We start from the raw sequence: 629 nt of genomic DNA, 5'->3' as shown, positions 1-629 counted from the left end.
GCGGCTGCACCTCGACGGAGCGTCCCTGGTGCTCTCCGTGGACGACGACGGCGCCGGCTTCGTCCCCGGGGCGGGGACCTCCGGCGACAGCTACGGGCTGCGCGCCATGGCCGAGCGGCTGTCCGAAATCGGCGGCAGCCTCGACGTGAATTCGGCGCCGGGCGACGGCACCCGGCTGACCATGACCATCCCGCTGCAGCTGCAAGGAGCCGGCAATGTCCGCTGAACCCCGCCCGGGCAGCCCGGGCAACCACACCGGGGCCGCCACCGGGGCCCCGCGCATCCGCGTCGTCATCGCCGACGACCACCCCGTGGTCCGCGCCGGGCTGGCCGGCCTGCTGGGCACCGAGGACCGGCTGGAGGTGGTGGCCGAGGCTCCCGACGGCGACGCGGCGGTGAGTGCCGCGCTGGACCCGGGCGCCGACGTCGTCCTGATGGACCTGCGGATGCCGCGGCTGGACGGCGCCGACGCGACCGCGCGGATCGTTGCCGCGCGGCCGGACACCAAGGTGCTGATCCTGACCACGTACGACGGCGACGCCGACATCGTGCGTGCGGTGGAGGCCGGCGCGGTGGGCTACCTGCTCAAGGACACCCCCGGCGACGCGCTGATCGCCGCGGTCTTCGCC

Annotated in this window: 2 protein-coding genes; both read left to right on the top strand. The window is 75.4% G+C overall.

Annotated elements, in window-relative coordinates; translation table 11 throughout:
- Positions 1 to 226: sensor histidine kinase (locus tag AC5RV2_RS18815; RefSeq protein WP_494093592.1), on the top strand; the 226-nt coding region annotated here is incomplete at its 5' end.
- On the top strand, positions 216 to 629 hold a 414-nt coding region (locus AC5RV2_RS18810), incomplete at its 3' end, for a response regulator (RefSeq protein WP_494093591.1). The genes AC5RV2_RS18815 and AC5RV2_RS18810, both read left to right, overlap by 11 nt.

Source organism: Arthrobacter sp. Y3225116 (genome assembly GCF_059091245.1).
The sequence above is the reverse complement of the archived record's forward strand: the minus strand, read 5'-3'. Positions and strand labels throughout refer to the sequence as shown.